The sequence below is a fragment of the Pseudoxanthomonas suwonensis J47 genome, assembly GCF_000513955.1.
Taxonomy (GTDB): Bacteria; Pseudomonadota; Gammaproteobacteria; order Xanthomonadales; family Xanthomonadaceae; genus Pseudoxanthomonas; species Pseudoxanthomonas suwonensis_C.
This window is the reverse complement of sequence record NZ_AZUZ01000012.1, coordinates 65,549-87,686: the sequence shown is the minus strand read 5'-3', so window position 1 is coordinate 87,686 and position 22,138 is coordinate 65,549. Positions and strand designations below refer to the sequence as shown.

Genomic DNA, 22,138 nt, shown 5'->3' with positions numbered 1-22,138 from the left:
ACGGCCCGACGGCGGAAGTCAGTCGCCGGACAGGCCACTAGGCTATCATCGGCCCTTCCGTTTATACGTGCCGCAGCCTCCGATGGCCCACCGCTCCCGTTCCATCTTCCCCGCCCCGCTGCGCCTGGCCGCCCTGCTGCTGGCCGTGCTCATCGTCGCCACCGGCTGCGGCCGCAACAGCAAGAAGGACGCCGACGAGGGCCTGCCGGTCACCGAGTTGTACGACAAGGGCCACACCCAGATGCAGCGCGGCGACTGGGCCGGCGCGGAGAAGACCTTCAAGCGACTGGTCGCGCAGTACCCGTACGGGCCGCACACCGAGCAGGCGCTGATGGAAACCGCCTACGCCCAGTTCAAGGCCGGCAAGCACGAGGACGCGGTCTCGACCATCGACCGCTTCATCCGCACCTACCCGACCCACCGCAACATCGCCTACTTCTATTACCTGCGCGGCCTGTCCAACTCCAACCGCGACGCGGTGTTCCTGCAGCGCGTCTGGTCGCTGGACCCGTCCCGCCGCGACCTGGCCTCGCCGCAGCAGGCCTACGACGACTTCTCGCGCGTGGTCCAGCGCTATCCGAACAGCCGCTACGCCGCCGACGCGCGCCAGCGCATGGTCCAGCTGCGCAACATGTTCGCCCGCCACGAGCTGGACACGGCGCTGTACTACATGCGCCGCGGCGCCTGGCTGTCGGCGATCGCCCGCGCCCAGTACATCCTCGAGACCTACCCGCAGAGCGAGTTCCAGAACGACGCCGTCGCCGTGCTGGCCGTGTCCTACCGCGAGCTGGACAACGCCACCCTGGCCGCCGACGCCGAGCGCGTGCTGCGCCTGAACGACCCCTCGCACCCGGCCCTGCAGGGCAAGTGGCCGGACTACCCGTGGGCGATCCGCCGGCTCAACCCGTTCGCCGGCGAGAAGTCGCCAACCGGCCAGCGCAACGCGCAGCGCCAGTAAGCGCTACGCCGCAGCAGGCACGAAGGGCGCGCTGGAAGGCGCGCCCTTTTCGTTTCCGGGTCTGTGAAGTGGTACCGCTGGCCGACACGCGACCGGCCGGGCCTTCAGTGGCGGAAGCCGTTGCTGATCGGATAGCGGCGCTCGCGGCCGAACGCGCGCCGCGAGACCTTCGGCCCCGGCGCGGCCTGATGCCGCTTCCACTCGCTGGTCCGCACCAGCCGCAGCACCCGGTCGACCACCTCCGCCGCGTAGCCGGCGGCGACGATCTCCTCGCGAGACTGTTCCTGGTCCACGTAGCGGTAGAGGATCCCGTCGAGCACGTCGTAGGCCGGCAGCGAATCCTGGTCGACCTGGTTGGCGCGCAGCTCGGCCGAGGGCGGCCGCGAGATCACCGCCGGCGGGATCACCGGCGCCCCGCCGACCGTGTTGCGCCACTTCGCCAGGCCGAACACCTCGGTCTTGTACAGGTCCTTCAGCGGCGCGTAGCCGCCGCACATGTCGCCGTAGATGGTGGCGTAACCGACCGCGTACTCGCTCTTGTTGCCGGTAGTCAGCAGCAGCCCGCCGAACTTGTTCGACAGCGCCATCAGGAGCGCGCCGCGGCTGCGCGACTGCAGGTTCTCCTCGGTGGTGTCGACCTCGTGGCCGGCGAACAGCGGCTCCAGCGCCTGCAGGAACCCCTGGAACGCCGGCTCGATCGCCACGGTCTCCAGCTTCACGCCCAGCGCCGCGCACTGCTCGGCGGCCAGGTCGTTGGACAGGCCGGCGGTGTAGCGCGAGGGCAGGCGCACCGCGGTGACGTTCTCCGCGCCCAGCGCGTCAACCGCCAGCGCCAGCACCAGCGCCGAATCGATGCCGCCGGACAGGCCCAGCCAGGCGCGCGAGAACCCGTTCTTGCGGAAGTAGTCCTGGATGCCGCGGACGATCGCGCGCCAGGCCAGTGCGTCCATGCTCTCGTCGCCGTCGTCCATCCACTGCACCGGGGTGAAACGGCGTCCGGCGGTGTCGTAGTCGACCAGCAGCCACTGGTCGGTGAAGGCGGCCGCGGCCGGATGCACGGTGCCGTCGCCGTCGGCGACCACCGAGGCGCCATCGAACACCACCGAGTCCTGGCCGCCGACCAGGTTGAGATAGGCCAGCGCCGCGCCGGTTTCGCGGGTGCGTTCGGCCAGCAGGGCGTCGCGCTGGGCGTGCTTGCCGCGCTCGAACGGCGAGGCGTTGGGCACCAGCACCAGCTGTGCGCCGGCCTCGACCGTGCCGGCCAGCGGCTCGGGGAACCACAGGTCCTCGCACACCACCACGCCGACCGGCACGCCCTCCACGTCGAACACGCAGGGGCCGCCATCCGGATCGACCTCGAAGTAGCGGCGCTCGTCGAACACCGCGTAGTTGGGCAGTTCGCGCTTGCGGTAGGTGGCCTCGATGCGGCCGTCGCGCAGCACGCTGGCGGAGTTGTACAGCACCGCTCCGGCCGATTCCGGCCAGCCCACCACCGCGACGATGCCGTGCACGCCCGCGGCGATGCGTTGCAGCGCCGCCTCGCATTCGGCCAGGAACGACGGCCGCAGCAGCAGGTCCTCCGGCGGATATCCGCTCAGCGCCAGCTCCGGGAACAGGACGATGTCGGCGCCGTATTCGTCGCGCGCGTCGACGATCATCCCGGCGATGCGCTCCGCGTTGCCGGCCACCGCGCCCACCGGGAAGTCGAACTGGGCCAGGGCGATGCGCAGGGAATCCTTCATGGGGGGAAGACCGTTGGTGGACGCTGCGGCCATGATACCGGCGCGGCCGGCGCCGGGCCTGCACCGCCCCGTCACGCCGACCGGTCGCGCTCCATGCCGGCGATCTCGTCGAGGGTCTCCGCGCCCCGGCGCAGCGAAGGGCTTTCGTCGAGCAGGCCGCCGCGGCCGGCGGCGCGGGCACGACGGTGCAGGATCCAGGCGCCGCCCGCGGTGGCGAGCAGGCCCGCCACGCTGATCGCGAGGCTGGCCTGGATCCACGCCGGCGTGCCGGCGGCCGCGTCGTGCGCATCGAGCCCGGCGAAGGCCACGACCACCGGCAGCCACATGATCCACCACGGCAGGCCGCACAGCAGCGCGTTGATCGCGTAGAAACGGCGCAGCAGGGCCATCCGCTTCTGGATCTTCAGCACCGGCGCCGAATAGTCGACGGTGCCCAGCAGGACCAGGGTGATCGCGGCGAAGACCGCGGTGGCCACGCCGAAAGCGTGCACCAGCAGCCCGGACGCGAACAGCCCGGGGACATCGGTGTTGCGCGTCCAGCACGCCACCCCGAGCACGACCATGCCGACGCCGAGCACGAACTGCAGCACCTGGCCCGCGACCAGCGGCCACATTCCGCGCCGCACGCGGTCCAGCCTGCGTTCGCGCAACAGCTGCCACTGGATCGTCTCCTGGCGCTCCATCTGCCGACCCAGCGCCTGCCAGGCCTGCTTGAGTTCGTCGAGTTCCATGGCCGTCTCCACGATCAGTCCTGGTGGGGATGGGTGGCGAAATCGCGGAGGCGCTGCTTGAGCCGCGCGATGCGGGTGGTGACGTTGCTTGCGCCCAGGCCCAGCACCTCGCCGATCTCGCGGCCGCTGCGCTCTTCCAGGTAGAGCAGCAGCAGCGCGCGGTCGAGCGGGCCGAGCGTGGCCATGAAGCGCTGCAGCAGGCGCACGCGTTCGTGCATTTCCGGGTCGAACGCGCCTTCGCCGGGCAGCTCGTGGAGGTGTTCGTCCAGCGACACCGCGTTGCGGCGGGTCGGCGACTGCCCGCGCAGAAACGAGATCGCGGTGTTCAGCGCGATCCGGTACATCCACGTCGAGAAGGAGCGCGCGGGGTCGTACGACGGCCAGGCACGCCACAACTGGATGGCGATCTCCTGGGCGAGGTCGGCACGGTCCTCGGCGCCACGGGCATAGCTGGCGGCCACCTTGTGGACGATGCCGCGGTGCCGCTGCAGCAACGCATCGAAGGCCTGGGCCTGGCTGTCGGTCATGGGGGTGGCGAGTTCCATGCGGGTTCCGTGCATCCGGATTGTGTCCGTTGCAGGAGTGATTCGCAGGACGGGCCGGTTTGTCACACGGCCGGACGTCGGGGCCTGGCCGCCATCGGAAGCCTGGGCCTGACAGCCCCCCCGGCGTGCCGCGGGGCGGGAGGCGTCGCGCCACTCCCGGCGCGAACGGCAAAAGAAAAGGCCGCCCGGAGGCGGCCTTTCCGTGTGACACGGGTCGGCTGGATCAGCCGCCCAGGCGGGCCTTCATCGCCGCGCCCAGGTCGCCCGGCGAACGGACGGTGGTGATGCCCGCCGCTTCCATCGCCGCGAACTTGCCCTCGGCCGTGCCCTGGCCGCCCGATGCGATCGCGCCGGCGTGGCCCATGCGCTTGCCCGGAGGGGCCGAAGCGCCGGCGATGAAGCCGACGACCGGCTTCTTGACGTGGTTCTTGATGTACTCGGCGCCCTCTTCCTCGGCGCTGCCGCCGATCTCGCCGACCATGATGATGCCCTCGGTCTGCGGATCCTCGTTGAACAGCTTGAGGCAGTCGACGAAGTTCAGGCCGTTGATCGGGTCGCCGCCGATGCCGATGCAGGTGGACTGGCCCAGGCCCGCGTCGGTGGTCTGCTTGACCGCTTCATAGGTCAGCGTGCCCGAACGCGAGACGATGCCGATCTTGCCCGGCTTGTGGATGTGGCCCGGCATGATGCCGATCTTGCACTCGCCCGGGGTGATGATGCCGGGGCAGTTCGGGCCGATCAGGACCACGTCGTCGTAGCCCTTCAGCACGTTCTTCACGCGCAGCATGTCCAGCACCGGGATGCCCTCGGTGATGGCGACGATGACCTTGATGCCGGCCGCGGCCGCTTCCAGGATCGCGTCGGCCGCGAACGGCGGCGGGACGTAGATGACCGAAGCGTCGGCGCCGGTCTCGGCGACCGCGTCGGCGACGGTGTTGAAGACCGGAAGGCCGATGTGTTGCTGGCCGCCCTTGCCGGGGGTGACGCCGCCGACGACCTTGGTGCCGTACTCGACCATCTGCTCGGCGTGGAAGGTGCCCTGCTGGCCGGTGAAGCCCTGCACGATCACCTTCGTGTTCTTGTTAACCAGAACGGACATGTTCTTTAGTCCTTAGTAGTTCGTATTTGGACGCCGGCTCCGGATGCCCGGCACCGGCTGCGCCGATGCCCGGCGGCGTGGCTCCAGATCCCCCTGCCCCGCTGCTTCGCGGCGGGCCACCCCCTTGGCTCAAGGGGGATGAGGTCGGGATTCACGCCATCCGGAGCCGTCAGGTCAGGATCAGGCGACCGCGGCGACGGCCTTCTTGGCGCCGTCGTTGATGTCGTCGGCCGGGATGATGGCCAGGCCGCTTTCCTTCAGCAGCTTCTTGCCTTCTTCCACGTTCGTGCCTTCCAGGCGCACGACCACCGGCACCTTCACGCCCACCTCCTTGACCGCGGCGATGATGCCCTCGGCGATCATGTCGCAGCGGACGATGCCGCCGAAGATGTTCACGAAGATCGCCTTCACCTTGTCCGAGGACAGGATCAGCTTGAACGCGGTGGTGACGCGCTCCTTGGTGGCGCCGCCGCCGACGTCGAGGAAGTTCGCCGGCTCGCCGCCGTTGAGCTTGATCACGTCCATGGTCGCCATCGCCAGGCCGGCGCCGTTGACCATGCAGCCGATGTTGCCGTCCATGGTGACGTAGTTGAGGTCGTGCTGGCTGGCCAGGACCTCGGTCTCGTCCTCCTGGCTCTTGTCGCGCATGGCGACCAGGTCCGGATGGCGGAAGCTGGCGTTGTCGTCGGAGTTGACCTTGCCGTCGAGCGCGTACAGGTCGCCGTTGTCGAGGATGGCCAGCGGGTTCAGTTCGACCAGCGACAGGTCCTTCTCGTTGAACAGCTTGTACAGGCCGGTCATGATCTTGACCAGCTGGTTGACCTGCTTGGCGTTCAGGCCCAGGGCGAAGCCGATGTTGCGCGCCTGGTACGGCTGCAGGCCCTCGACGAAGTTGACGTTGAGGGTATGGATCAGGTGCGGGGTCTCGGCGGCGACCTTCTCGATCTCCACGCCGCCCTCGGACGAGGCGATGTAGGTGATCGACTTGCTGCCGCGGTCCACCAGCACCGACAGGTAGAGCTCCTTGGCGATCTCGCCGGCCTCGGTCACCAGCACCTGGTTGACCGGCAGGGCCACGCCGCCGGACTGGTAGGTGGCCATCTTCGTGCCGAGCATGCCGATGGCGGCGTTGAACACGTCGTCGGTGGTCTTGCAGAACTTGACGCCGCCGGCCTTGCCGCGGCCGCCCGCATGGATCTGCGCCTTGACCATCCACGGGCCGCTGCCCAGGGCCTTGGCCGCATCGACCGCTTCAGCCGGGGTGGACGCGACTTGCCCGGCCGGGACCGGAATGCCGTAGCCGGCAAACAGTTGTTTCGCCTGGTACTCGTGGAAATTCATGCTTCACCAGTGGAGGAGAGGGACGCCGCCACGCTGGTCCGGCCAGGGCCTTGCGGCCAGGGGGGCTGGCGGGCGGGGGCGATATTGTCGCCGACAAGGCCTCGGCGGTGCAAAACGCCCCCGGGGAAACCCCGGCTCCCCCGCCCCGCCTGCGCCTATACTGGCCCCGGCCTGGACCGGGGAGATCAGGGCTTGCCGAACGCATCGCTCATAGACCGCATCGAGTCGATTCCGCGGCGCGAACTGTATTTCTTCGGCCTGTACCGGACCCTGGAAGCCGGGATCATCGCCGCCCTCGTATTCAGCCCGATGGCGGAACTCATTGGTGCGCCACGGAACCCGGGGCTGGCCTCGACGGTGGCCGTGGCCTACCTGGTCGTGGCGGTGGTCCTGCTGGTGCTGGGGCGCAACGAGCGCTGGTTCGCCCAGCTGGTGTTCGGCGGGGCCTGCATCGACATCCTCGCCGCCTCCCTGGCCACCCACGCCCTGCCCACCGTGGCCGCCGGCATCGCGATGATGCTGCTGTTCAACGTGGCCGCCGCGTCGATGCTGCTGCCGCTGCGCCAGGGCCTGGTGGTGGCGCTGCTGGCCAGCGCGGCCCTGGTCGGCGAATACATCCTCAGCAGCCTGGCCGACGGCGGCGCGCCGCGCACCCTGGCCGAGCTGAGCATGTTCGTCACCAGCTACCTGGCCCTGGCCTGGCTGGGCTACCGGATCGGCCAGCGCGCGCGCTCCAGCCAGCAGCTGGCCGAGAAGCGCACCGCCGAGGTCGCCAACCTGGTGGAGATCAACGAGCTGGTGATCCGGCGCATGCGCACCGGCGTGCTGGTGGTCGATGCCGACAACCGCATCACCCTGGCCAACGAGGCCGCCGCGCTGCTGCTGGGCGAAGGCAGCCAGGCTGCGAGCATGGACCTCAACCAGATCGCACCGGAACTGGCCCGCCGCCTGCAGCGCTGGCGCAACGGCTGGCAGGTGGACGAGACGCCGATGCAGCTGCAGCCGGACCAGCCGGAAGTGCAGCCGCGCTTCGCCCGGCTGCTGGCCGACAGCGACCTGACCCTGGTGTTCCTGGACGACACCACCGTGGTCTCGCGCCGCGCCGAATCGCTGACCCTGGCCGCGCTGGGCCGCTTTTCGGCCAGCCTCGCCCACGAGATCCGCAACCCGCTGGCGGCGATCAACTACGCCGCCCAGCTGCTGGAGGAGTCGCGCAACATCGACGAGGCCGACCGCCGCCTGCTGCAGATCATCCACCAGCAGTGCCAGCGCACCAACGGCATCGTCGAGAGCGTGCTCGGCCTGGCGCGGCGCGAGCGCGCCAACCCGGAGAACCTGGACCTGTGCGCCTTCGTCCGCCGCTTCGTCGACGACTACCGGCTGACCCTTTCGATCGAGACCGACAGCCTGGAGGCGGTGGTGCCGGCGCAGCCGGTGCCGGCCATGGTCGACCCGCGCCACCTGCAGCAGCTGCTGACCGCGCTGGTGCACAACGCGCTCAAGTACGGGCGGCTGATGGACGAACCGGCGCGGGTGCGCCTGCGGGTGTTCCAGGACGGCCGCAACGCCTTCGTCGACGTGCTCGACCGCGGCCCCGGCATCGCCGAAGGCGTGGCCGCGCAGCTGTTCCGGCCGTTCTTCACCACGTCCGAGCACGGCACCGGCCTTGGCCTGTACATCGCCCGCGAACTCTGCAGGGCCAACCAGGCCACGCTGGAATACGTCCCCGTCCCTGGCGGCGGCGCCTGTTTCCGGGTCGCCATGCAGGGCCCCAATGCCATCCTGCCGCCATGACCTCGCCCGCGCGGGCTTGGCCGCGGCGGCCCTGGTCGGCTATCGTTCAGATATGACGCCCAATCGCAGTGCCCTCATCGTCGATGACGAGCGCGATATCCGCGAACTGCTGGTACTGACGCTCGGGCGGATGGGGCTGCGGGTCGACACCGCGGCCAACCTGACCGAAGCGCGCGAGCTGCTTTCCGGCAACCGCTACGACCTCTGCTTCACCGACATGCGCCTGCCCGACGGCAACGGCATCGAACTGGTCGGCGAGATCGCCCGCCACCACCCGCAGACGCCGGTGGCGATGATCACCGCCTTCGGCAACATGGATCTGGCGGTGGAAGCGCTGAAGGCCGGAGCCTTCGACTTCGTCAGCAAGCCGGTCGACATCAACGTGCTGCGCGGCCTGGTCCGCCACGCGCTGGAACTCAACAACGCCGAGCGGCCCAAGCCGCCGCCGACCCCGCCGGAGCAGGCCAGCCGCCTGCTGGGCGAGTCGCCGGCAATGGCCACCCTGCGTGCGACCATCGCCAAGGTCGCCCGCAGCCAGGCCCCGGTCTACATCCTCGGCGAGTCCGGCGTGGGCAAGGAGCTGGTCGCCCGCACCATCCACGAACAGGGCGCGCGCGCGGCCGGGCCATTCGTGCCGGTCAACTGCGGCGCGATCCCGGCCGAGCTGATGGAAAGCGAGTTCTTCGGCCACAAGAAGGGCAGCTTCACCGGCGCCCACGCCGACAAGCCCGGCCTGTTCCAGGCCGCCAGCGGCGGCACCCTGTTCCTGGACGAGGTGGCCGAGCTGCCGCTGCCGATGCAGGTCAAGCTGCTGCGCGCGATCCAGGAGAAGTCGGTGCGCCCGGTCGGCGCCTCCAGCGAGGTGCCGGTGGACGTGCGCATCCTCTCGGCCACGCACAAGGACCTGTCCGGCCTGGTCGCCGACGGGCGCTTCCGTCACGACCTCTATTACCGGATCAACGTCATCGAGCTGCGCGTGCCGCCGCTGCGCGAGCGCACCGCCGACCTGCCGCAGCTGGCCAACGCGATCCTGCAGCGCCTGTCCGCCGGGCAGGGCCGCCCCAGCCCGGAACTGACCCCGGCCGCGCTGGCCGCGCTGGCCGGCTACGCCTTCCCCGGCAACGTACGCGAGCTGGAGAACATCCTCGAGCGCGCCCTGGCCCTGGCCGAGGGCGACACCATCGATGCGCCGGACCTGCACCTGCCGCAGCCGGCCCCGCGTACCGCGAGCCCGGCGGCGCCCAACGGTGCGGCCGCTGCGGCGCAGGCCGAGGCGGTGATCGACCTGGATCCGGGCACCGGCGCCCTGCCCTCCTATATCGAGCAGCTGGAGCGGGCGGCGATCCAGAAGGCGCTGGAAGAGAACCGCTGGAACAAGACCCGCACCGCCGCGCAGCTGGGCATCACCTTCCGCGCCCTGCGCTACAAGCTCAAGAAGCTGGGCATGGACTGAGGCAGCCGCGCGCCGCCTTTCCGCACCATACGGCCCATCGGCTGCGCCACCGCCCCGCCAGCGGTGATAATGGCGCATGACCGCGAACCACACGCCCAAGAAATCGCTGGGCCAGAACTTCCTGCACGACCGCAGCTACATCGAGCGGATCGTCCAGGCCATCGACCCGCAGCCCGGCGACCGGGTGGTCGAGATCGGCCCCGGCCAGGGCGCCCTGACCCTGCCGCTGCTGCGCCGCCATGGCACGCTGACCGTGATCGAGTTCGACCGCGACCTGGTCGGACCGCTGGCGGCGATGGCCGAAGGCGTCGGCGAGCTGGCCATCGTCCACCGCGACGTGCTGCAGGTGGACCTCACCGCATTGGCCGGCGGCGAACGCATCAAGCTGGCCGGCAACCTCCCCTACAACATCTCCTCGCCGATCCTGTTCCATGCCCTGGAACACGCCGCGGCGATCCGCGACATGGTCTTCATGCTGCAGAAGGAAGTGGTCGACCGCATGGGCGCCGGCCCGGGCAGCAAGGTCTACGGGCGGCTGAGCGTGATGCTGCAGGCCTACTGCACGGTGACGCCGCTGTTCGTGGTCCCGCCGGGCGCGTTCCGCCCGGCGCCGAAGGTGGACTCGGCGGTGGTGCGGCTGGTGCCGCGCGACCCGGCCACGATCGCGATCCGCGACCGCGACCGCTTCGCCAACGTGGTCCGCGCCGCTTTCGGCCAGCGCCGCAAGACCCTGCGCAACGCACTGAACGGCGTCTGCGACGCGGCGCAGTTCGAGGCCGCCGGCGTCGCCGCCGACGCCCGCGCCGAACAGATCGACGTCGCCGCCTTCATCCGCCTGGCCAACGCCGGCGCCTGAAACCACGCCTGCGTCACGCGACCGCGGCCCTCGCCTCGGCCATCACGCGCTTTTTGCTTACACTGTCGGCCATGCAGCAACCGGTGCCGCCCTACTCGATCGACGTGGAAGTGGAGCCGCGCTTCCTCGCGGAGCAGTCCGCGCCAGAAGCCGGCCGCTACGTCTTCGCCTACACGATCCGCATCCACAACCGCGGCCGGGTCGCCGCGCGCCTGCTGGCGCGCCACTGGCAGATCACCGACGGCAACGGCCGCACCGAGGAAGTGCACGGCGACGGCGTGGCCGGCGAACAGCCGTGGCTGGAGCCCGGCGAGGACTACGAATACACCTCCGGCGTGGTGCTGGAGACCGGCGAAGGCGCGATGCAGGGACGCTACGACATGCTCGCCGCAGACGGCACCCGCTTCGACGCGCCCATCGCCCCGTTCCTGCTCACCATCCCGCGCACCCTGCACTGAGGCCACACGATGAGCATCTGGGCCATCGGCGACCTGCAGGGCTGCTACGACGCAACCCAGCGCCTGCTGGAGAAGATCCGGTTCGATCCGGCCGCCGACACGCTGTGGTTCTGCGGCGACCTGGTCAACCGCGGCGGGCAGTCGCTGGAAACCCTGCGCCTGGTCCACTCGCTGCGCGAACGCAGCGTGGTGGTGCTGGGCAACCACGACCTGTCGCTGCTGGCGATCGGCGAGCGCACCCCGGCCGAGCGGCGCAAGGTCAACCCGGACCTGCAGCGCGTGGTCTTCGCCGACGACAGCACCGAGCTGCTGGGCTGGCTGCGCCGGCAGAAGCTGCTGCATGCCGACCGCGAGCTGGGCTGGATGATGATCCACGCCGGCCTGGCCCCGCAGTGGACCACCCAGCAGGCCGAGCAGCACGCCGCCGAGGTCGAGCGCCAGCTGCGCGGCGACGGCTACCGCGGCCTGCTGCGCAACATGTACGGCGACAAGCCCCACTGGTCGCCGGGCCTGCGCGGCCACGACCGCTGGCGTTCGATCATCAACTGGCTGACCCGCGCCCGTTACTGCACGCCGCGCGGTCGCATCGCCATCGACGAGAAGGGGCCGCCGGGCACCCAGGCGGCGGGCCTGTATCCCTGGTACGAGGCCCCGGGCCGCGCCGAGCGCGACCTGAAGATCGTCTGCGGCCACTGGTCGACCCTGGGCCTGACCATCACCCAGGGCGTGCACGCGATCGACACCGGCGCGGTCTGGGGCGGTCGCCTGACCGCGCTGCAGCTGGACAGCGAGGAACTGCGCGTGCTGCAGGTGCCCGGGCGCGACGTGGCCGCGCTGCCGCCGCACCTGCGCAAGGACAAGGACTGAAGCGGGGCTAGCGGTCGCCGCCGGCGACGCGGTGGTACTCGACGAACTCGAACGCGTGCGGATGGCGCGCGTCGGCCGGATGCGCCTGGCGCCACACCGCTCGCCACTGCGCCGGATCCCACTCGGGGAACCAGGTATCGGCACCCTCTACGCGGGTGTCGACGTGGGTCAGCTGCAGCACGTCGGCGCGCGGCAGGGTGAGCGCGTAGACCTTGCCGCCGCCTATTACGCACAGCTCGTCCGCGCCTTCGGCATCCGCCGCGGCGATCGCCTCGTCCAGCGAGGCCACCGCGCGCATCCCTTCGAACGGCACGCCGGCACCAGAGGTCAGCACCAGGTTGGTCCGTCCCGGCAGGGCGCGGCCCAGCGATTCGGCGGTGCGCCGGCCCATCAGCACCGGCCGGCCCAGGGTCAGCGCCTTGAACCGCTTGAGGTCGTCGGGCAACCGCCACGGCAGGTCGTTGCCGCGGCCGATCGCGCGGTCGCGGTCCAGCGCGGCGACCAGGACCAGGCGCATCGCGCTCAGACCGCCACCGGCGCCTTGATCGCCGGCGCCGGGTCGTAGCCTTCGATGGCGATGTCGTCGAAACCGAAGGCGAACAGGTCGGTCACTTCCGGATTGAGCCGCAGCCGCGGCAGCGCGCGCGGCGTGCGCGACAGCTGTTCGCGCGCCTGCTCGTAGTGGTTCGAGTACAGGTGCGCATCGCCCAGGGTGTGGACGAAATCGCCCGGCTGCAACCCGGTCACCTGCGCGACCATGTGGGTCAGCAGCGCGTAGCTGGCGATGTTGAACGGCACGCCCAGGAAGATGTCGCCGCTGCGCTGGTACAGCTGGCAGCTCAGCTTCCCGCCGGCGACGTAGAACTGGAACATGGTGTGGCACGGCATCAGCGCCATCTTCGGCAGGTCGGCCACGTTCCAGGCGCTGACCACCAGCCGGCGCGAATCCGGGTTGCGGCGGATCTCGTCCACGACCCAGCGGATCTGGTCGATCTCGCTGCCGTCGCTGCCGGTCCAGCGCCGCCACTGCTTGCCATAGACCGGGCCCAGCTCGCCGTCCTCGTCGGCCCACTCGTCCCAGATGCTGACCTTGTTGTCCTTGAGGTAGGCGATGTTGGTCTCGCCCTTCAGGAACCACAGCAGCTCGTGGATGATCGAGCGCAGGTGCAGCTTCTTGGTGGTGACCAGCGGGAAGCCTTCGGCCAGGTCGAAGCGCATCTGCCAGCCGAACACGCTGCGCGTGCCGGTGCCGGTGCGGTCGGACTTTTCGGTGCCGTCCTCGAGCACGTGCCCGAGCAGATCCAGGTACTGCCTCATCGTGCCTCCTCCACCACCGGCTGCGGCTGCAGCACCGGCGCGCCGCGCGAACGCCACAGCAGGAACAGGCCCAGCGCGACCAGCGGCAGGCTCAGCACCTGGCCCATGGTCAGCCAGCCGAAGGCCAGGTAGCCCAGCTGCGCGTCCGGCACGCGCACGAACTCCACCGCGAAACGGAACAGCCCGTACAGCAGCGCGAACATCCCCGACACCGCGTAGCGCGGCCGCGGCCTGGCCGAGAACCACCACAGCACGCAGAACATCACCAGCCCCTCCAGCACGGCCTGGTACAGCTGCGAGGGATGGCGCGCGTATGCGTCCAGCGCGCCTGCCTCGAACTGCGCGCGCAGCATCGCCGGATCCATGCCCTGCAGCTCGCGCGGTAGCCCGCTGGGGAACACCACGCCCCAGCCGGCCTCGGTGTACTTGCCCCACAACTCGCCGCCGATGTAGTTGCCGATCCGGCCGAAGCCCAGCCCCGGCGGCACCAGCGGCGCGACGAAATCCATCGTGTCGAAGAAGTGCAGCCGGTGCCTGCGCGACCACAGCCACGAGGCCAGCAGCACGCCGATCAGTCCGCCGTGGAAGCTCATGCCGCCGTCCCACACGCGGATGATCATCAGCGGATCGCGGACCAGTTCGCCAAGCCCGTAGAACAGCACCCAGCCCAGCCGCCCGCCGAGGATCACGCCGAGCATCGAATAGAACAGCAGGTCGGCGAAGGCGTCGCCGTCGACGCCCGGCAGGCGCCCGGCGCGGATCCGCAGCCGGCCCAGCCACCACGCCACCAGGAAGCCTATCGCGTACATCAGCCCGTACCAGTGCACGCGCAGCGGGCCCAGCGAGAACGCGATCGGGTCGATCTGGTGCAGGACGATCATGGTGCCGGGTTCCGGGTCATTGCGGCCTATTGTGCCCGAGCAGGCCGCCGCGGCGCGCCGGCCTCACAACAGCACCGGGCGGTCGGGAAGTTCGTCGCGGTTCTCCGCGCCGGCCGGATAGTGCGCGGCCAGCAGCGTGGAGATGCGGTGGATGCCGTCGATCACCGCCGCTTCGGCGGCGCCGGCGCGCAGCCCGGCTTCCACCGCCTCGCACACCGCCTCCCATTCCTGGGCGACGACGCGGTCGTGCAGGCCGCGGTCGGCGACGATCTCGATGGCGTGGTCGGCCAGCAGCAGGTACAGCAGCACGCCGTTGCTGTCGCGCGTGTCCCAGACCCGCAGCCGGGCGAAGACCTCGTGCGCGCGTTCGCGCGGCGTGCAGCCGCGCCACAGCTCGCCCGGCGGCAACCCGGCCTCGACCGCGAACACCACCTCGCCGTCGTGCCGGCGCTCGCCCTCGGCGATCGCCGCGGCGATGCGCTCCAGGCTGTCGGCCGGGAAGCGCCGCGCCGCCGGGGGCGCGAACAGGTGGCGCAGCCAGCGATTCACCAGCGCCCCGATGCGCCGCCGCCGCCGGAACGGCCACCGCCGCCCGACCAGCCGCCGCCACCACCGAAGCCGCCGGAGCGGCGACCACCGCCCATGCCGCGCCCCGCCCCGCGACCGATGCCGCCCATGCCCCCCATCCCGCCGAAGCCGCCGCCCCAGTCGCCCCAGTCGCTGCCGCCACGACCGACGTAACGGCCGCCGCCGAAGCTGACCATGCCCACCAGTGCGCCGAGCACCGCGCCGGCCAGGCCGGCCAGCACGAGCGACGACACCAGCCAGGCCGCCGCGCCCGCGGCGATGGCGGTGAGCAGGCCGCGCACGCCCAGCGCCAGGCGGCCGAACAGGCCGCGCGCGACCTGGGCGACGACGAAGGCGACGAACAGCGCCGGCAGGAACAGGGCGCCCAGCGCCGTGCCCCGCGAGTCGCGCGGCGTGTTGCGGCTGACCGGCGCCGGCAGCGGTTCGCCATCGACCAGCTTCACCAGCACCGTGGTCGCGTCCTCGATGCCGCCGTCGTAGTCGCCGTTGCGGAACTTCGGCACCAGGTACTCCTGGATCACCCGGTTGGCCACCGCGTCCGGGATCGCGCCCTCCAGGCCGTAGCCGGTCTCGATGCGCACCGCCCGGTCGTCCTTGGCCACCAGCAGCAGCACGCCGTCGTCGACGCCCGCGCGGCCCGGCTTCCAGGCCTCGAACACGCGCACCGCGTACTGCTCGATGCTCTCCGGCCGGGTCGACGCCACGACGAGCACCTGCAGCTGGCTGCCCTTGCGCTGCTGCAGCGCGCGCGCCTGCGCGTCGAGGCGCTGCACGGTGGCGGGGTCCAGGGTGCCGGTGGTGTCGACCACCGGCGCGTCCAGCGGCGGGATCGCCGCGGCCGGCGCCTGGGCGAAGGCTGGCGCGCAGGCCAGCAGCAGCCACAGGCCGCACAGGCGGAACAGCAGCGATGCACGCATCGCGGCGGGCAGGGTCAGTTGCCCGGCGCGGGCGGCGCGGGCGGTTGCGGCCGGGCCGGTGCGGGCGGCGCGGCACCGAAGTCGACCGCGGGCGCGCGCGCGATCTGCGCCTCGTTCTCCACGCTGAAGTTCGGCTTGGCCGCGTAGCCGAACACCTTGGCGGTGACCAGCTGCGGGAACGAGCGGATGTAGGTGTTGTAGTCCTGCACCGCGGCGATGTAGCGGCCGCGGGCGACGGTGATCCGGTTCTCGGTGCCTTCCAGCTGCGCCTGCAGGTCGCGGAAGGACTGGTCGGCCTTCAGCGTCGGGTAGTTCTCGCTGACCACCAGCAGCCGCGACAGCGCCGAGGACAGTTCGCCCTGCGCGGCCTGGAAGCGCTGCAGGGACTCGGGGTCGTCGGCGTTCACCTGGACCTGGCCGACGCGGGCGCGCGCCTCGGTGACCTCGGTCAGTACCTGGCTCTCGTGCGCGGCGTAACCCTTGACCGTGTTGACCAGGTTGGGCACCAGGTCGGCGCGGCGCTGGTACTGGTTGAGCACTTCGGACCAGGCGGCCCGGGTCGCCTCGTCCTTCTGCTGGATGTCGTTGTAGCCGCAGCCGGAGAGCAGCACGGCGGCGGCGAGCATGGCCAGGACGGCCAAGGACCTGCGGACGATTCCCTGCATGGCATTGCTCCTGCGCGGCGGGCCGCCGCTCCGGGGCATTCCAGCACCGGCCCGGAAGCCGCGCAAGCGACCTGCCGGGCCCGTCTCCACGCCGGGTTCAGGCGGCGATCACCACTCGCCCGCGCCCGGCACGCGCTTCTGCGCCGCGCGGCGGCGCATCAGCAGGTTGAGGATCTCCACCATCACCGAGAAGGCCATGGCGAAGTAGATGTACGGCTTGGGCACGTGCACGTCGAAGCCGTCCAGGATCAGCACCACGCCGATCAGCAGGATGAAGGCCAGGGCCAGCATCTTGATGGTCGGGTTGGCGTCGATGAAGCGGCCCAGCGGGTTGGCCGCCAGCAGCATGATCGCCACCGCCGCCAGGATCGCCACGATCATCACCGGGATGTGCTCGGCGATGCCGACCGCGGTGATCACCGAGTCCAGCGAGAACACGATGTCGATCACCGCGATCTGCGCGATCACCACCCAGAACACCTGCGAGCTCTTGGTGGTGCGCGGGTCCTCGTCCTCGCCGCCGTTGATCAGCTCGCGGATCTCCATGGTGCCCTTCACCAGCAGGAACGCGCCGCCGACCACCAGCACCAGGTCGCGCACCGAGATGCCCATGCCGGCGATGGTGAACAGGTCGGTCTGCATCCGCGCCAGGAACGCCAGCGAGACCAGCAGGAAGATGCGGGTGACGCAGGCCACGGCGATGCCGAACTTGCGCGCGAACGCGCGCTGCTCCGGCGGCAGGCGGCCGACCGCGATCGAGATGAACACCAGGTTGTCGATGCCCAGCACGATCTCCAGGGCACTGAGGGTCACCAGGGTCAGCCAGACGTTCGGGTCGGCCAGGAATTCCAGATTCATCAGGGGGTCAATCCTTCACAGCGAAGTCAAAGCAGCCGCGAGCCAAGTACCAGGCCCCACACCAGCAGCACGTTCATCATCAGCACGAACACCGCGGCCGAGCCCATGTCCTTGGCCCGGCCGGCGAGTTCGTGGTGTTCGGCGCCGTAGCGCTCGATCACCGCCTCGATGGCGGAGTTCAGCAGCTCGGCCGACAGCACCAGCAGCATCGAACCGACCAGCAGCACGCGTTCGATCCCGTCGCGGCCCAGCCACAGCGCCAGCGGCGCCAGGACCACGAACAGGTAGACCTCCAGGCGGAACGAGGACTCGTGGCGCCAGGCCGCGGCCAGGCCCTTCAGGGACCACTTCAGCGCCTTGAACATCCTGCCGGGGCCGCGCGGCAGGTGCCCGGTGATGTCAGCCACGGGCCGCGCTCCGCGCGGGCGCCGGGTTACCTTCGGGGAACCGCTGCTGCTGGCTGGGCCAGGCTTCGGGCTGGGACGGCATGCGCGGGTTCGAGGGGATGGAAGCCGCAATTTTGCCACATCCCCCCGTCGCCACCCTGACATCCGCCCGGCGCGCCCCCTCAGCGGGGCGCGCCGGGCGGCTGGTAGAGGCTCAGCACCGTGCCGTCGGGATCCAGGAAGTCCAGGGTGAGCCCGCCATCGGGGGCCTCGCTCACCGGCACGACGATCTCCACGCCCTGCCCGGCCAGGCGCTCGGCGCAGCGGTCGATGCCCCCGTCCAGGCCGAACACCAGCACCGGCGATTCGCCGGCGCGGGCCGGGCGTTCGATGAACACCAGGGTCACCGCGCCGGCCGTGGTCGTGGCGTAGGGACCCTCGTGGCCTTCGGCCGGCGGGGTGACCGCCAGCCCCAGGGTGTCGCGGTAGAAGGCCACGCTGCGGGCGAGGCTGGAAACGAACAGGACCACGGTGTCGAGACGGGACTGCGCGAGCATCGGGACTCTCCTTCGAGGGGAATGCGGGTTCAGGAACCGGCGCGGGCGCCGGGCCGGGCGGCCGCGATGCCGCCCCTGGCCCTGTGTCAGTTGCCGCCGGAGGCGTGGGCGTGACCGCCGCGCAGCACCAGCAGGTGGCCGTCGGGATCGTGCGTGGCCAGCGCACCCCCGCCCAGTGCCTGGCGCAGCACCCGGCGCAGGCGGATGCCGTGGTGGGTCTCCAGCCGGAGCGGCGTCGCCGTGGCAAGCGCTTGCGCCTCCTCGCGCAGGTCCGGCTCCAGCGCGGCCAGGGCCCGGCGCAGCCGCGCGATCCGCTGGCGCAGCGCCGCCGCGTCGAGGCCGAGGATCCAGCGGATCTCGACCGGTTGCAGCCCATGCAGGGCCAGCACCGCCAGCAGCCGCGACGCCGGCGACAGCTTGCGCAGGAAGGTGGCGCGGCCCGGCAGCGGCGGCGTGCCCGCTGCGGCGGCCATGACATCGGCCTCCGCGGCCAGCGCGCCTCCGCGGCCAGCGCCTCGCGGCGGCGCCGGCGCCGGTCGCGGCGGAATCGCAGCGCGGCCTGCCGGCGCAGCACCCCGGCCAGCCAGGCCGCGTCGCCGCGCAGGCCCAGGCGGCCGTGCTCCACCGCCACCAGCAGGGTGTCCTGGACCAGGTCGCGGGCGTCCTCGGGATTGCCGGTGAGGCGCCGGGCGTGGGCCAGCAGCGCGCTGTAGGCCTGCCGGTCCACGGGGCGGGCCTAGCGCCTGGCGCGCAGCGCCTGCTGCTCGGCCAGGGTCAGGGCGACGTTGTCGCGCAGGTAGGCCGGTTCGATCCGCTCCGGGGCCACCGCCTCGCCGCGTTCGAACGCGGCCGCGGCCTGCCGGGCCAGGTCGGCGGCATGGGGAAGCACGGCGGCATCGATCGGGCGCACGGCGTCGCCCAGGCGCTGGGCCAGCACGCCGCCGCCGGCGGCGAAGCCAGTGCCCACGCCCTGCCACGGGCCGGCCAGGCCGGCCGGCAGCTCGACGGCATCGGGCGGTAGCACCCGCTCGGCATCCAGCGCGTGCAGCGCCGCGCCTTCGCGCAGGAACGCGGCGGCGTAGACCTCGCCCATGCGCGCGTCGATCGCGGCCAGGATGTGCTCCGGGCCGTCCAGGGGCGCGCCGGCGGCGAGCACCTGCAGGGTCGACAGCGCCACCACCGGCCGCTCCAGCGCCAGGGCCACGCCTTGCGCCAGGGCGATGGCCAGGCGCACGCCGGTGAAGGCGCCGGGACCGCGGCCCACGGCGATGGCGTCCAGCTGCGCGCGCGCCACCCCGGCCTCGGCCAGCAGCGCGTCGGCCCACGGCAGGGCCAGTTCGGCGTGGCGGCGCGGGGCGATGTCGAAGCGCTCGCGCACCTCCCCGTCCAGGTACAGGGCGACCGAACAGGCTTCGGTGGAGGTTTCGAAGGCGAGCAGCTTCATGGGCGGGTACGCGGCTTTGAGCGGAAGGGTAAACGATGCGGTGCGGACGACGCGGATCACTCGCGCGCGAAGAAGGCCTGCACGTCCTCGATGCGGCGGGTCACCGCGAACTTCGGCAGCGACTGCATGAACACCCGGCCGTACGGCTTGCCGGTAATCCGCGGGTCGCACAGCACCAGCACGCCGCGGTCCGATTCGGTGCGGATCAGGCGTCCGACGCCCTGCTTGAGCGCGATCACCGCCTGCGGCAGCTGTTCGTCGCGGAACGGGTTGCCGCCGCGGCGGCGCACCGCTTCCAGGCGCGCCTCGAACACCGGGTCGTCAGGCGCGGCGAACGGCAGCTTGTCGATCACCACCACGCTCAGCGCGTCGCCGGCCACGTCCACGCCCTCGCGGAAGGTGGCCGAGCCCAGCAGCACGCCGTTGCCGGACTCGCGGAAACGGCGCAGCAGCTCGGCCTTCGGCGACTCGCCCTGCACGAACAGCGGCCACGGCCCTCCGCGCAGCGCCTCGGCCGCCTCGCGCAGCGCGCGGTGCGAGGCGAACAGCAGGAAGGCGCGGCCGCCGGAAGCTTCCAGCACCGGCCGCACCGCAGCCATCATCGCCGCGCCGAACTCGCGGCTGTTCGGCTCCGGCAGGTTGCGCGGCAGGTAGCACAGTGCCTGGCGCTGCCAGTCGAACGGGCTGGGCTCCAGCAGCGTGTCCGGGTCGAACAGGCCGAGCTTGCGCGAGACGTGGGTGAAACCGCCGCCCACCGCCAGCGTGGCCGAGGTGAAGATCCATGCCGCCTGCGAACGCTCGCGGTGCGCGCGCAGCGGCGCGGACACGTCCAGCGGCGTGCGCTGGCAGCGGAAGCCGCGCGCGCTCAGCTCGTACCAGTAGACCTCGCCGCCGCGCGCGGTGACGCGCGCCAGCGCGCTGGCGTCCAGCGGATTGCCGTCGTCGCCGAGCGCGGCCAGCGTGGCTTCCTCGTCCTCCGCCGCTTCCCCGTCGTCGAAGGCGTCGGAAGCGTCGCCGCCGTCGCGCCAGCGGCCCAGGCGTTCGCCGAGGTCGCGCGCGCGCGCCACGCAGGCATCGAAGCCGGGCGAGGTCTGCGCCAGCGGCTCCATCGCATGCTCCAGCGCAGCCAGTGCGTCGGCCAGCACGTCGAAGGCATCGACCACCGCCGGCAGGGTCAGCGCGCGATAGCGGGTGCCGCGCGGCGGCAGCGCTTCCATCGCCGCGCGCAGGCTGCGCAGCGCCTGCTCCAGCTCGCGCACCGGCGCCTGCACCACGGCCAGCGCGCCGGTGGTCTGCTTGCATTCGGCCAGGCAGTCGCGACCCAGTTCCTGGAGCTGGCGCATGCCAAAGCCTTCGCCGAAGAAGCTGGCGGCCAGCTCCGGCAGCTGGTGCGCTTCGTCGATCACGAAGGCCTGCGCCCCGGGCAGGATCTCGCCGAAGCCCTCCTGCTTGAGCGCCAGGTCGGCCAGCAGCAGGTGGTGGTTGACCACCACCAGGTCGGCCGCCTGCGCGCGCTGGCGCGCGGCGACCACGAAGCAGTCCTCGTAGAACGGGCATTCGCTGCCGAGGCAGTTGTCGACCGTGGAGGTGACCAGCGGCAGCAGCGGCGAATCGTCCGGCAGGCTTTCCAGCTCGGCCATGTCGCCGGCACGGGTGCGCCCGGACCAGGCGACGATGCGCTGGAACTGGCTGGCCTGCTCGGGCGTGGCGAAGCGCGCGTCGCCCTTGGCCTGGTTGAGCCGGTAGTGGCACAGGTAGTTGGCGCGGCCCTTGAGCAGGGCGCTGCGCAGGCCCACGCCCAGCGCCTCGCGCACGCGCGGCAGGTCGCGGTGGTAGAGCTGGTCCTGCAGCGCGCGGGTGCCGGTGCTGACGATGGTCTTCAGCCCCGACAGCAGCGCCGGGACCAGATACGCGTAGGTCTTGCCGGTGCCGGTGCCGGCTTCGGCCAGCAGCACTTCGCGCTGCTCGATCGCCTCGGCGACCGCGGCGGTCAGGCGCTGCTGCGCGGGACGGGCGACAAAACCGTCGAGGCGCGAGGCGAGCGCGCCGCCTTCGCTGAGCGCTTCGCGGCTGGCATGGGCAAGGCGTGACATCGGTGCACGCGCGATGGAGGAACCGGGACCGTGACGCGCGCCCCGCGGACCGCCGCTGCGTCCTACATCCGCTTGATGCCCGGCACCGTGCAGGTGCCGATCTGGACGCGCGCGGAAGCGGCGTTCTCGGCCTGCCCGCGCGCCAGCGCGGCCTGCTCGATCGTGGCCCAGTGGCGGCGGCATAGCGGGCCGACCCTGGAGCCGCCCGCATAGGCGCGGCGCGCCAGCTGCTCGGCGGTGGCGTAGTCGGCCTGCAGCAGGGCGATCTCGGCGCGTTCCTGCAGCACCGCCGGATCGTCGGGCACCAGCTGCAGCGCATGGTCCAGCGCCTTCGCCGCGGCGGCGGCATCGCCGGCGGCGCGCGCACGGGCGGCGTGCTCGCGCAGGTCGCCGACCTGCGGATCGCCCAGCGGCTGCACGTCCACCTCGGTGTCGTCGACGCCACCGGCGGCCTCGACCGCGGCCAGGCGTTCCAGGGGGGTGGGCCCGGCCGGCAGCGGCGGCGCGGTCGACACCGGCGCGCATGCGGACAGCCACAGGCCCATCGCGGCGATCGCCGCGCAACGGAAGCGGAAGTTCATGCCGGCA

Annotated in this window: 24 protein-coding genes and 1 pseudogene; 6 read left to right on the top strand and 19 right to left on the bottom strand. The window is 71.5% G+C overall.

Annotated features, from left to right (window positions below):
- Nucleotides 1-82 precede the first annotated feature (82 nt).
- Nucleotides 83-958 carry an outer membrane protein assembly factor BamD gene (locus M503_RS0104835; protein WP_028919180.1) on the top strand — a complete coding sequence of 292 codons (876 nt, stop codon included), beginning with the start codon at nucleotides 83-85 and terminating at the stop codon, nucleotides 956-958.
- Between the two features lie 104 nt (nucleotides 959-1,062).
- Here M503_RS0104835 and M503_RS0104830 read toward each other — a convergent pair whose 3' ends face one another.
- From M503_RS0104830 to sucC, 5 genes are all read right to left on the bottom strand, one after another.
- Nucleotides 1,063-2,700, bottom strand: coding sequence for an NAD+ synthase (locus M503_RS0104830; protein WP_028919181.1), 1,638 nt, complete (start codon nucleotides 2,698-2,700; stop codon nucleotides 1,063-1,065).
- Nucleotides 2,701-2,771: 71 nt separating this feature from the next.
- Nucleotides 2,772-3,431, bottom strand: coding sequence for a hypothetical protein (locus M503_RS0104825; RefSeq protein WP_028919182.1), 660 nt, complete (start codon nucleotides 3,429-3,431; stop codon nucleotides 2,772-2,774).
- Nucleotides 3,432-3,445: 14 nt separating this feature from the next.
- Nucleotides 3,446-3,976, bottom strand: a complete 531-nt coding sequence (locus tag M503_RS0104820; RefSeq protein WP_081720935.1) for an RNA polymerase sigma factor — start codon at nucleotides 3,974-3,976, stop codon at nucleotides 3,446-3,448.
- Nucleotides 3,977-4,199: 223 nt separating this feature from the next.
- Nucleotides 4,200-5,075, bottom strand: coding sequence for a succinate--CoA ligase subunit alpha (gene sucD, locus M503_RS0104815; RefSeq protein WP_028919184.1), 876 nt, complete (start codon nucleotides 5,073-5,075; stop codon nucleotides 4,200-4,202).
- 180 nt (nucleotides 5,076-5,255) lie between these two features.
- Nucleotides 5,256-6,416: an ADP-forming succinate--CoA ligase subunit beta gene (gene sucC / locus M503_RS0104810; RefSeq protein ID WP_028919185.1), complete on the bottom strand. Its 1,161-nt coding sequence runs from the start codon at nucleotides 6,414-6,416 to the stop codon at nucleotides 5,256-5,258.
- 192 nt (nucleotides 6,417-6,608) lie between these two features.
- On the opposite strand from sucC, the gene M503_RS0104805 reads away from it, so the two are divergent.
- The 5 genes from M503_RS0104805 to M503_RS0104785 all read left to right on the top strand — a co-directional run bounded on the left by M503_RS0104805 (nucleotide 6,609) and on the right by M503_RS0104785 (nucleotide 11,844).
- On the top strand, nucleotides 6,609-8,210 hold the full coding sequence (locus M503_RS0104805) for a sensor histidine kinase (RefSeq protein ID WP_028919186.1): 1,602 nt from the start codon (nucleotides 6,609-6,611) through the stop codon (nucleotides 8,208-8,210).
- Between the two features lie 52 nt (nucleotides 8,211-8,262).
- The gene (locus M503_RS0104800; protein ID WP_024867784.1) at nucleotides 8,263-9,663 is read left to right on the top strand and encodes a sigma-54-dependent transcriptional regulator; all 1,401 of its coding nucleotides are present in this window, start codon (nucleotides 8,263-8,265) and stop codon (nucleotides 9,661-9,663) included.
- Nucleotides 9,664-9,739: 76 nt separating this feature from the next.
- Entirely contained in the window at nucleotides 9,740-10,519 is a 780-nt protein-coding gene (gene rsmA / locus M503_RS0104795) for a 16S rRNA (adenine(1518)-N(6)/adenine(1519)-N(6))-dimethyltransferase RsmA (RefSeq protein ID WP_028919187.1), read from the top strand.
- A 71-nt stretch (nucleotides 10,520-10,590) separates the two neighbouring features.
- Complete coding sequence (gene apaG / locus M503_RS0104790) at nucleotides 10,591-10,977, top strand: Co2+/Mg2+ efflux protein ApaG (RefSeq protein WP_028919188.1); 387 nt, start codon at nucleotides 10,591-10,593, stop codon at nucleotides 10,975-10,977.
- A gap of 9 nt (nucleotides 10,978-10,986) precedes the next feature.
- Nucleotides 10,987-11,844 (top strand): symmetrical bis(5'-nucleosyl)-tetraphosphatase, encoded by an 858-nt coding sequence (locus M503_RS0104785; protein WP_028919189.1) that lies wholly within the window; start codon nucleotides 10,987-10,989, stop codon nucleotides 11,842-11,844.
- 7 nt (nucleotides 11,845-11,851) lie between these two features.
- Here the strand turns inward: M503_RS0104785 and M503_RS0104780 are convergent, their stop codons facing one another.
- From M503_RS0104780 to M503_RS0104720, 14 genes and pseudogenes are all read right to left on the bottom strand, one after another.
- Nucleotides 11,852-12,361 carry a dihydrofolate reductase gene (locus M503_RS0104780; protein ID WP_028919190.1) on the bottom strand — a complete coding sequence of 170 codons (510 nt, stop codon included), beginning with the start codon at nucleotides 12,359-12,361 and terminating at the stop codon, nucleotides 11,852-11,854.
- A gap of 5 nt (nucleotides 12,362-12,366) precedes the next feature.
- Entirely contained in the window at nucleotides 12,367-13,161 is a 795-nt protein-coding gene (locus M503_RS0104775; protein ID WP_028919191.1) for a thymidylate synthase, read from the bottom strand.
- Nucleotides 13,158-14,042, bottom strand: coding sequence for a prolipoprotein diacylglyceryl transferase (gene lgt, locus M503_RS0104770; RefSeq protein ID WP_024867778.1), 885 nt, complete (start codon nucleotides 14,040-14,042; stop codon nucleotides 13,158-13,160). Before lgt ends, M503_RS0104775 begins: the two co-directional genes overlap by 4 nt.
- 63 nt (nucleotides 14,043-14,105) lie before the next feature.
- On the bottom strand, nucleotides 14,106-14,591 hold the full coding sequence (locus M503_RS0104765) for a TPM domain-containing protein (protein ID WP_037060511.1): 486 nt from the start codon (nucleotides 14,589-14,591) through the stop codon (nucleotides 14,106-14,108).
- Nucleotides 14,588-15,547, bottom strand: a complete 960-nt coding sequence (locus M503_RS0104760; protein WP_028919192.1) for a TPM domain-containing protein — start codon at nucleotides 15,545-15,547, stop codon at nucleotides 14,588-14,590. Before M503_RS0104760 ends, M503_RS0104765 begins: the two co-directional genes overlap by 4 nt.
- A gap of 14 nt (nucleotides 15,548-15,561) precedes the next feature.
- A complete protein-coding gene (locus M503_RS0104755) occupies nucleotides 15,562-16,212 on the bottom strand; it encodes a LemA family protein (protein ID WP_028919193.1) in 651 nt (216 codons plus the stop codon).
- Between the two features lie 108 nt (nucleotides 16,213-16,320).
- Nucleotides 16,321-17,070 (bottom strand): TerC family protein, encoded by a 750-nt coding sequence (locus M503_RS0104750; protein ID WP_028919194.1) that lies wholly within the window; start codon nucleotides 17,068-17,070, stop codon nucleotides 16,321-16,323.
- A 26-nt stretch (nucleotides 17,071-17,096) separates the two neighbouring features.
- Nucleotides 17,097-17,477, bottom strand: coding sequence for a diacylglycerol kinase (locus tag M503_RS0104745; RefSeq protein ID WP_028919195.1), 381 nt, complete (start codon nucleotides 17,475-17,477; stop codon nucleotides 17,097-17,099).
- 161 nt (nucleotides 17,478-17,638) lie between these two features.
- Nucleotides 17,639-18,013, bottom strand: a complete 375-nt coding sequence (locus M503_RS0104740) for a VOC family protein (protein WP_028919196.1) — start codon at nucleotides 18,011-18,013, stop codon at nucleotides 17,639-17,641.
- Nucleotides 18,014-18,099: 86 nt separating this feature from the next.
- Nucleotides 18,100-18,486, bottom strand: coding sequence for a hypothetical protein (locus M503_RS0104735; protein ID WP_028919197.1), 387 nt, complete (start codon nucleotides 18,484-18,486; stop codon nucleotides 18,100-18,102).
- Nucleotides 18,487-18,551: 65 nt separating this feature from the next.
- Nucleotides 18,552-18,740 (bottom strand): annotated as a pseudogene (locus tag M503_RS17965) (sigma factor); the annotation flags it as partial.
- Nucleotides 18,741-18,749: 9 nt separating this feature from the next.
- Entirely contained in the window at nucleotides 18,750-19,457 is a 708-nt protein-coding gene (tsaB, locus tag M503_RS0104730; protein ID WP_024867771.1) for a tRNA (adenosine(37)-N6)-threonylcarbamoyltransferase complex dimerization subunit type 1 TsaB, read from the bottom strand.
- Between the two features lie 56 nt (nucleotides 19,458-19,513).
- Nucleotides 19,514-21,550, bottom strand: a complete 2,037-nt coding sequence (locus M503_RS0104725; protein WP_028919198.1) for an ATP-dependent DNA helicase — start codon at nucleotides 21,548-21,550, stop codon at nucleotides 19,514-19,516.
- A gap of 62 nt (nucleotides 21,551-21,612) precedes the next feature.
- Complete coding sequence (locus M503_RS0104720; protein ID WP_028919199.1) at nucleotides 21,613-22,131, bottom strand: hypothetical protein; 519 nt, start codon at nucleotides 22,129-22,131, stop codon at nucleotides 21,613-21,615.
- Between the last annotated feature and the right edge of the window lie 7 nt (nucleotides 22,132-22,138).